At 69.0% G+C, this 8,078-nt stretch carries 11 protein-coding genes and 2 tRNA genes; 9 read left to right on the top strand and 4 right to left on the bottom strand.

Annotated elements, in window-relative coordinates:
• The first annotated feature begins 152 nt into the window (after nt 1-152).
• The 9 genes from ACILRF_RS12730 to ptsN all read left to right on the top strand — a co-directional run bounded on the left by ACILRF_RS12730 (nt 153) and on the right by ptsN (nt 6,316).
• A tRNA-Leu gene (locus ACILRF_RS12730) sits at nt 153-239 on the top strand.
• A gap of 53 nt (nt 240-292) precedes the next feature.
• The gene (locus tag ACILRF_RS12725; RefSeq protein WP_395673443.1) at nt 293-910 is read left to right on the top strand and encodes a ribonuclease D; all 618 of its coding nucleotides are present in this window, start codon (nt 293-295) and stop codon (nt 908-910) included.
• Between the two features lie 5 nt (nt 911-915).
• On the top strand, nt 916-1,539 hold the full coding sequence (lptC, locus tag ACILRF_RS12720) for an LPS export ABC transporter periplasmic protein LptC (protein ID WP_395673441.1): 624 nt from the start codon (nt 916-918) through the stop codon (nt 1,537-1,539).
• 10 nt (nt 1,540-1,549) lie between these two features.
• The gene (locus ACILRF_RS12715; protein ID WP_395673439.1) at nt 1,550-2,092 is read left to right on the top strand and encodes an LptA/OstA family protein; all 543 of its coding nucleotides are present in this window, start codon (nt 1,550-1,552) and stop codon (nt 2,090-2,092) included.
• The gene (gene lptB, locus ACILRF_RS12710; protein ID WP_395673437.1) at nt 2,089-2,865 is read left to right on the top strand and encodes an LPS export ABC transporter ATP-binding protein; all 777 of its coding nucleotides are present in this window, start codon (nt 2,089-2,091) and stop codon (nt 2,863-2,865) included. The genes ACILRF_RS12715 and lptB overlap by 4 nt, the downstream gene beginning before the upstream one ends.
• 83 nt (nt 2,866-2,948) lie before the next feature.
• Nucleotides 2,949-4,436: an RNA polymerase factor sigma-54 gene (rpoN, locus tag ACILRF_RS12705; protein WP_395673435.1), complete on the top strand. Its 1,488-nt coding sequence runs from the start codon at nt 2,949-2,951 to the stop codon at nt 4,434-4,436.
• A 59-nt stretch (nt 4,437-4,495) separates the two neighbouring features.
• On the top strand, nt 4,496-5,116 hold the full coding sequence (locus ACILRF_RS12700) for an exopolysaccharide biosynthesis protein (RefSeq protein WP_395673433.1): 621 nt from the start codon (nt 4,496-4,498) through the stop codon (nt 5,114-5,116).
• Between the two features lie 31 nt (nt 5,117-5,147).
• On the top strand, nt 5,148-5,765 hold the full coding sequence (hpf, locus tag ACILRF_RS12695; RefSeq protein ID WP_395673445.1) for a ribosome hibernation-promoting factor, HPF/YfiA family: 618 nt from the start codon (nt 5,148-5,150) through the stop codon (nt 5,763-5,765).
• A 77-nt stretch (nt 5,766-5,842) separates the two neighbouring features.
• The gene (ptsN, locus tag ACILRF_RS12690) at nt 5,843-6,316 is read left to right on the top strand and encodes a PTS IIA-like nitrogen regulatory protein PtsN (protein ID WP_395673431.1); all 474 of its coding nucleotides are present in this window, start codon (nt 5,843-5,845) and stop codon (nt 6,314-6,316) included.
• A 70-nt stretch (nt 6,317-6,386) separates the two neighbouring features.
• Here ptsN and ACILRF_RS12685 read toward each other — a convergent pair whose 3' ends face one another.
• The 4 genes from ACILRF_RS12685 to ACILRF_RS12670 all read right to left on the bottom strand — a co-directional run bounded on the left by ACILRF_RS12685 (nt 6,387) and on the right by ACILRF_RS12670 (nt 7,935).
• Complete coding sequence (locus tag ACILRF_RS12685; RefSeq protein WP_395673429.1) at nt 6,387-6,656, bottom strand: DUF1150 family protein; 270 nt, start codon at nt 6,654-6,656, stop codon at nt 6,387-6,389.
• A gap of 29 nt (nt 6,657-6,685) precedes the next feature.
• Nucleotides 6,686-7,102 carry an Hsp20 family protein gene (locus tag ACILRF_RS12680; RefSeq protein WP_395673427.1) on the bottom strand — a complete coding sequence of 139 codons (417 nt, stop codon included), beginning with the start codon at nt 7,100-7,102 and terminating at the stop codon, nt 6,686-6,688.
• Between the two features lie 106 nt (nt 7,103-7,208).
• On the bottom strand, nt 7,209-7,739 hold the full coding sequence (locus tag ACILRF_RS12675; protein ID WP_395673425.1) for a hypothetical protein: 531 nt from the start codon (nt 7,737-7,739) through the stop codon (nt 7,209-7,211).
• 120 nt (nt 7,740-7,859) lie between these two features.
• Nucleotides 7,860-7,935: transfer RNA gene (locus ACILRF_RS12670), tRNA-Ala, on the bottom strand.
• Nucleotides 7,936-8,078: the final 143 nt, after the last annotated feature.

Below are 8,078 nucleotides of genomic sequence, written 5' to 3'. Positions count from 1 at the left end.
CTGCTCAGCCTTAGGAAAAACGTCTGGGAGTGCGCCTGCGGATAGACGAAGCGGCGTCGCGCCGCAATGAGCGGCACAGAAGTGCGCCGGGGCCGTTGACCGCGGCGAGTCGGCGCCCTAAGGAACCGCCCTCGCGCGATCCGGTGGGTCGGGCCCAGGTGGCGGAATTGGTAGACGCGCTGGCTTCAGGTGCCAGTGGCTTAACGGCCGTGAAGGTTCGAGTCCTTTCCTGGGCACCATCCCCCTCTCTATAGTGGAGAGCCGGGATGGATCGCCGGAGCGAGCGTTTTAAGTGACGACCTATACCCATAAGGGCGACCTGCCCGCCGACGTCCTGGTCGGCGCGACGGCCGTCGCGATCGATTCGGAGACCATGGGCCTGCGGCTCGGCCGCGACCCGCTCTGCGTCATCCAGCTCTCGGACGGCGGCGGCGACGCCCATGTGGTCCAGCTCGACCGCACGACCTACGACGCCCCGAACCTCAAGCGCCTGCTGACCGATCCCGGCGTCCTCAAGCTGTTCCACTTCGGCCGCTTCGACATCGCCATGTTCTGGCTGCACCTCGGCGTCGTCACCGCGCCGGTCTATTGCACCAAGATCGCCTCGAAGCTGGCCCGCACCTACACCGACCGCCACGGCCTCAAGGACGTCACCCGCGAGTTGCTGGGCGTCGAACTTTCCAAGGCCCAGCAAAGCTCCGACTGGGGCGCCGCCGAGCTGTCGCAGGACCAGCTGAACTACGCCGCCTGCGACGTCCTCCACCTGCATGGCCTCAAGGAACGCCTCGACGCCATGCTGGTCCGCGAAGGCCGCGACGCTCTGGCCCGCGCCTGTTTCGACTTCCTGCCCCAGCGGGCCCTGCTCGACGTCGCCGGCTGGGAAGACGTCGACATCTTCGCGCACGCCTGAGGCCGATGACCGCGCCGGAGCCCACCTCTCCCGACGCGGCCGCCCGGCGGGCCGGCGTCGAGCGCTGGCGCCGTCGCTCCCGCACCCTGCGTGCATTACGAATAGTGGTGCCGGCGCTGATCGGCCTGATCCTGGCCGGCATGGCCGGCTCCGTGGCCTGGAACGCCTTCAAGACCCGGCCGCAGGCCGAGGGCGATCCCGACGCCCCTATCCGCTTGGTCAACCCACGCTTCCTTGGCCGCGACGACAAGGGCCGCGCCTTCGTCATCACCGCCGCTTCGGCGACCCGCCATCCGCGGGAGTACCAGCGCGTCCTGCTCGACAAGCCGGCGCTGGTCCTCGATGAAGACGGCCCCGATCCGATGCGCATCTCGGCCGCCTCCGGCGTCTATCACGAGGGCGACCGCAAGCTGAACCTGGCCGGCGGCGTCCGGGTCTCCGGCGCCCGCGGCGCCTTCGAGACCGCCCAGTCGCTCTTCGACACCAAGACCGGCGAACTGGTCGGTTCAGGCCCTATTCAGGGGTCGGGGTCGCTTGGTGAAATCAGCGCGAAATCCTACGCCGTCTATGGCAAAGGCGAGCGGATGGTGTTCAAGGGCGGCGTGAGAACGCGGCTCCACAAGAAGTAGCAGGCGGCGAATGCGGATCAGGCTCCTTTCGACGATGGCGGTCCTGGTGGCTGCGGCGGCGCTGCCGGCGGCGGCCCAACTGACCAACAGCGACGCGCCGGTGGACATCACCGCCGACGAGCTCGAAGTCGTGAACACCGAATGCACCGCCACCTGGCGCGGCAACGCCGAGGCGCTGCAGGACACGTCTCGTCTTCGCGCCCAGGTGCTGCGGCTGGTCAATCAGCGCGGCGCCGCCAAGCCGGGCGGCGCGGCCGGCTCCAGCTGCGGCGAAATGGAGCGTATGGAGGCCGAGGGCCAGGTCTTCTACGTCACGCCGCAACAGCGGGTGCGGGCCGACAAGGGCGTCTATGTCGCCAGCACCGAGATGCTGACCATGACCGGCGACGTGGTCGCCGTGCAGGGCCAGAACGTCATCCGCGGCACGCGCATGGTCATCAACACCCGCACTGGCCAGGGCCAGATGGTCGGCGCCGCCACCGGTCGCAACGCCCAGGGCCGGGTGCGTGGCGTGATCTATCCCAACAAGCAAAATCAGGCCGCCGCGCGATGAGCCGCGCCGCGACCAAGCCGCGTCCGGCCCTGACGCCCAAGGCCGACCTGCCGGCTCAGGGCCTGGTGGTCGACAATGTCGGCAAGTCCTATCGCGGCCGTCCGGTGGTGAAGGGCGTTTCCCTGCGCCTCGCCCGAGGCGAGGTCGCCGGCCTGCTCGGGCCAAACGGCGCCGGCAAGACCACCTGCTTCTACATGATCACCGGCCTGATCCCGGCCGACTACGGCGCGATCTATCTGGACGGCGAGGACATCACGGCCCAGCCGATGTACCAGCGCGCCCGCATGGGCGTCGGCTACCTGCCGCAGGAGACCTCGATCTTCCGCGGCATGACGGTCGAGGAGAACGTCATGGCGGTCGTCGAGCTGCGCCAGCGCGACCGGGCCAAGGCGAGGGCCACCGTCACCGAGTTGCTCGAAGAACTGCGCATCGCCCACCTGCGCGACTCGCCGGCCATCTCCCTGTCGGGCGGCGAGCGGCGGCGGGTCGAGATCGCCCGCGCCCTGGCCTCCGAACCGTCGTTCATGCTGCTCGACGAGCCGTTCGCCGGCATCGACCCCCTGGCCATCGCCGACATTCGCGAGGTGGTCACCTATCTGAAGACCCGCGGCATCGGCATCCTGATCACCGACCACAACGTCCGCGAGACGCTGGACATCATCGACCGCGCCTCGATCATCCACGCCGGCGAGGTGCTGTTCGAGGGCGGGCCGGACGAGATCGTCGACAACCCCGACGTTCGCCGCGTCTATCTGGGCGACCGCTTCAATTAACGCGCGGCCGGATCGGCATTAACCAAACGGTTGGAACTCAAGCCCTAGCCTGAAGCAAGAAACAGGCCAGTGGGGGCTTCGCCGTGGCGCTTGGCGCGCGACTTGAGATCAGGCAGGGGCAGGGGCTGGTCATCACGCCCCAGCTGCAGCAGGCGATCAAGCTGCTGCAGCTCTCCAATCTCGAGCTCGAGGCCTTCGTCGAGGGCGAGCTGGAGCGCAACCCGCTGCTGCAGCGCGAGGACGGCGAGCCGGAAGGCGAAAACTCGCCCGCTGAACCCTCGGAAGCCGCGCCCGAAACTGCCGACGACGCCGCCGCCCGCGCCGAGATGGACGCCAGCCCGGACGAAGCTTCCCCGGGCGAGCGCGCGACCGGCGATGCGGAAGGCGCGGCCGACGCCGGCGGCGCCATCGACTGGTCCCGCGCCGGCAAGGGCGGCGGGCTCGACATCGACGCGGAAGGGCTCGAGAGCGCCCTGACCCGCGACAAGACCCTCGCCGAGCACCTGCACGACCAGCTCGCTGTCGCCGGCCTGACCGGCGTCGAGGCGGCGATCGCCGCGGTGCTGATCGATGCGGTCGACGAAGGCGGCTACCTGCGCGCCGATCTCGGGGAGATCGCCGAACGGCTCGGCTGCGAACTCGCCCGGGTCGAAGGCGTGCTGGGCGTGATCCAGGGCTTCGAGCCGACCGGCGTCGCCGCCCGCGACGTGCCCGAATGCCTGATGCTGCAGCTGAAGGAGCGCAATCGCTTCGACCCGGCGATGGCCGCCTTGCTCGACAACCTGCAGCTTCTTGCCCGCCGGGACATGGCGGCGCTGAAGCGCGCCTGCGGCGTCGATGACGAGGACCTGCGCGAGATGGTCGCCGAGCTGAAGGCGCTGACGCCGCGCCCCGGCGCGGCCTTCGGCGCCGAGCCGGTGCAGCCGACCGTGCCGGACGTGTACGTGCGTGAGGGCCTGGGCGGCCTGTGGCACGTCGAGCTCAATTCCGACACCCTGCCGCGGCTGCTCGTCGACCAGCGCTACCACGCCCGGGTCGCCGCCGCCGCCCGCTCGGACCAGGAAAAGACCTTCGTCACCGATTGCATGGCCCAGGCCAACTGGCTGGTGAAAAGCCTCGACCAGCGGGCCCGCACCATCCTGAAGGTGTCGTCCGAGATCGTTCGCCAGCAGGACGCCTTCCTGGCCTACGGCGTCGAGCACCTGCGGCCGCTGAACCTCAAAACCGTCGCCGAGGCGATCGCCATGCATGAGTCCACAGTGAGCCGGGTGACCTCGAACAAGTACATCGCCACGCCCCGCGGGCTGTTCGAGATGAAGTTCTTCTTCACCTCCGCGATCCAGTCGACCGAAGGCGGCGAGGCTCATTCGGCCGAGAGCGTGCGTCACCGCATCCGCCAGCTGGTCGACGCCGAAGCGCGCGAGACCGACGTCCACTCCGACGACCGCATCGTCGAGATCCTCAAGGAAGCCGGCGTCGACATCGCCCGCCGGACTGTCGCCAAGTACCGGGAGGCGATGCGGATACCCTCGTCGGTAGAGCGCCGCCGTATGCTGAAAGACGCGGTCTAGCGACGCTTTCGAAAAAACGCCTTGGCGCAACGCCGCTGAGGCCCCAGATGCACGGGCGAATGCCCGATCCGTCCGCCGCCAAGTCGCTTTCCCAGATCCTTGAGGACCTCGCCGCCAGCGAGGAGCCGCGGATTTCGGTCGCCCAGATGGTCGAGCGGTTCGGCGGCCGGGCGCTCGGTGGCCTGCTCCTGGTGTTCGGCCTCGCCTGCACCCTGCCGTTGCCGCCTGGCGGCACGACGATCTTCGGCTTCCCCCTGCTGCTGCTCGCGCCGCAACTGGTGATCGGCGCCCGCCGGCCGTGGCTGCCGTCGAAGGTCCGCCAGGGCTCGATCGCCACCTCGGACCTGCGGACCGGCCTGCCGCGCATCCTGCCGTGGATCCGGCGAGTGGAGTCGGTGTCCCGGCCGCGCCTGTCGTTCCTGTTCGGCGGCGTCGGCGAACGCCTGATCGGCGTGGTCTGCTTCATCCTGGCCGTGGTGCTGATCCTGCCGATCCCGCTCGGCAACATCCTGCCGGCGGCGGCGGTCAGCGTCCTGTCCCTGGCGTTGGTGCAGCGCGACGGCCTTCTCGCCCTGTTCGGCTACGCCCTGACCGCGACCAGCGTCGGGGTTCTGGTGCTCGCCGCCGGCCTCCTCACTCGCGGCTTTCACGAAGTTCTCGGCTTCTTCGCATCGGCTTGACACCTTCCGCCGACCGGCGCGTTGATTGGGTATGCAAGTCCAGGTCACCGGCAAACACGTTGATGTCGGCGAGGCCCTGCGTTCGCGGGTCTCCGACGAAATCTCCACCAGCATCGGGAAGTACTTCGACCGCGGCGGCGGCGCCGACGTCGTGGTCAGCCGAGAAGGCCAATCCTTCAAGGTCGATTGCGCCGTGACCCTCGCCTCCGGCCAGCAACTGACCACCCATGGACTCGGCGGCGACGCCCATGTCGCCTTCGATGCAGCCATGGCCAAGATGGACCGCCGGATCCGACGCTATAAGCACCGGCTCAAGGACCATCACATCCAGGCCCAGGCCCGCCAGGCCGAGACCGCCGCCTATTTCGTGATCCGCTCCCCCGAGGAGGAAGAGGATCAGGACCACCTTGACGGTGCGGACGCCTTCCCCGAACCGATGGTCATCGCCGAAACCGAGAAGTCGGTGCGCACGATGACCGTCTCCGGCGCGGTCATGGAACTCGACCTGACGGAATCTCAGACAATCGTGTTCCGTAATGCTGCCCATGGCGGCTTGGCGGTGGTATATCGCCGCCCGGACGGGAACATCGGCTGGATCGATCCCGAACGCACCCGTAACGGGAAAGGTGACGGAACCGGCGAGGCTTGAGTTCGCTTCGCCTTACCGTCACTCACGTCCGCTAGTGCAGCGGGCGTCACTCTTGTTCGCGTAGAAGTTAGAGATTCATGCAAATCGGCGACCTTCTCGATCGCAATGCGATCGCACTGCGCGCGAGCGCTTCAAGCAAGCGCAAGGCCCTGGCCGTGGCGGCCGAGATCGCCGCCCGCAACCTCGGCCTGGATTCGGCCCAGGTTCTCGAGGCGCTGATCGAGCGGGAGCAGGCCGGCTCGACCGGGGTCGGACACGGCGTCGCCGCGCCCCACGCCCGGCTCGAGGGCGTCGAGCGCATGCGCGGCGTCTTCGTGCGCCTGGAGCAGCCGGTCGAGTTCGACTCGGTGGACGACAAGCCGGTCGACCTGATCTTTGCCCTATTTGCGCCCAAGGACGCCGGCTCCGAGCACTTGCGCGCCCTCGCCAAAGTCTCGCGCCTGCTGCGACAGCCGGAACTTCGCGAGCAGCTCCGCCAGGCCCGCACCGCCGACGCGGTGCACGCGCTGTTGGTGCAGGAAGCGGCCCCGCGCGCCACCGCGGCCGCCTAGCCACAAAAAAAGCCGGCGCACGGCCGGCTCTCGCCCTCCCTCGCCGAGGGAGGGGCGGGTTTCGTTCGCCTCAGTGGACCGAGACCGGCGCCAACTCGTGAGCGAGCGCGGCGGCGACCGCTGATTCGCGGTCGGTCAGCACGGCCAGCCGCTCGCCGTCGGCGCGGTGCACCGCATAAAGCGTCTGCTCAGGGTCCAGCTCAAACCCCTGGACGCTCGCAGACGGGACGGACGCCAGAATCTCGGCGGCCTTGACCGGTTTCACATAGACCAGGTCCGGGGCGCCGAGGGCGGCAAAGGCTTCAATCGTCAAAACCGGTGTCATCATGACCACCTCCATTTTTCCGAACGCGCCGAACGGGGGGCGGTTCAGCCGGCCGTCCGGATCGGGATGTTCTGGACCCGCGCCTCAGGCTCGGGTCGGTCGAGGTCGATGTGCAGCAGGCCGTGCTCCAGGCTGGCGCCCTCGACCACCATGCCGTCGGCCAGGACGAAGCTGCGGATGAAGCCCCGGGCCGCGATTCCGCGGTGCAGGAAGGCCTCGCCGCGGGCGTCGCCCTCGCGCTTGCCAGCCACGGTGAGCTGGCGGTCCTCGACCGTCACCGTCAGCTGCTCCGGCGTGAAGCCGGCGACCGCCAGGGTGATGCGGAGCGAGCCATCGCCCCGGTCCTCGACGTTGTAGGGCGGATAGCTCTCGGCCGCCGCTTTGGCCGCCCGCTCGATCAGGCTGCGGGTGTGATCGAACCCCAGCAAGAAGGGGCTGTCGAAAATTACCGACCGGTTCATCCCAGATACGAGTCCTTTACCGAAGCGACTCTCCGGTCGAACCGCCCGACAACGGCGCGGCTCGACCGGACCCTTCGTATGTGGGGTTCCGCGGCGTCGCTTTCAATCAGCGGGTCGCGAAGGCGACCGGGGGTGATTCGAAATAGCCGCGCCCGTCGGCGGCGATCACCCGCACGACGACGGTGTGGGCGCCCGCCGGCGCCGCCGCCGGCGGCAGGGTCACGGTGAAGCCGACGGGGTCCAACGCTGGGGTCTTGAAATAGGCCGCGACGTCGGCCCGGCCGTGGCCGTAAGTGGCGGGATAGGCGAGGCCGTCGACCACCACGTCCACCCCCCGGCCCGGAAGCTTGGCCACGGGATCGAAGCCGAAGCCGTCGATCGCCAGGCCCTCGCCGAGCTCGCTCTCCGCCGGCTGCCGGTTGATCGGGTCGTTCGCCGTCCCGATGCGGTCGACTGAGAACCCGGCCATCTCCGGGAGCTTCAGCAGGCCCGCCGACGACGGGCCGCTCGGAACCTGACCTGTGGGCGCCGGGGCGGCGGCAGGGGGCTTGGCGGCCGCCGCGTCGCCGCGCGGCTTGGGCTCGTCGCAGGCGGCGAGCGTCAGGATCGAAAGCAGGGCGGCGTAGCGTCGGGGCAAGGGCGGACCTCCGGTGGCCCGCGAATCTGGCGCCTTCCATCCGGTGGGTCGAGACGCACCCGATTGCGCGAGGGGCGCGCGGAAAAGGCGAAGGCCCGCAGCGTTAACTGCGGGCCCTCATGGTGGAGCTAAGCGGAGTCGAACCGCTGACCTCTTGAATGCCATTCAAGCGCTCTACCAGCTGAGCTATAGCCCCAAGGTCTCGGCTCGCTTTGGAGGGGTCCCCCTTCGGCGAGGCGCGGAACCTAGTCAAACGGCGCCGCGCGATCAAGCCCGGTTTTCAGGCTTTTTCACCGGGCCGCGACCGCCCTGGTTTTAGCGGTCTTCGTCGCCCTCGTC

Origin of the sequence: Phenylobacterium sp. (assembly GCF_044236515.1) — a bacterium.
Classification (GTDB): domain Bacteria; phylum Pseudomonadota; class Alphaproteobacteria; order Caulobacterales; family Caulobacteraceae; genus Phenylobacterium.
This window is presented reverse-complemented; position numbering and strand designations above follow the sequence as displayed.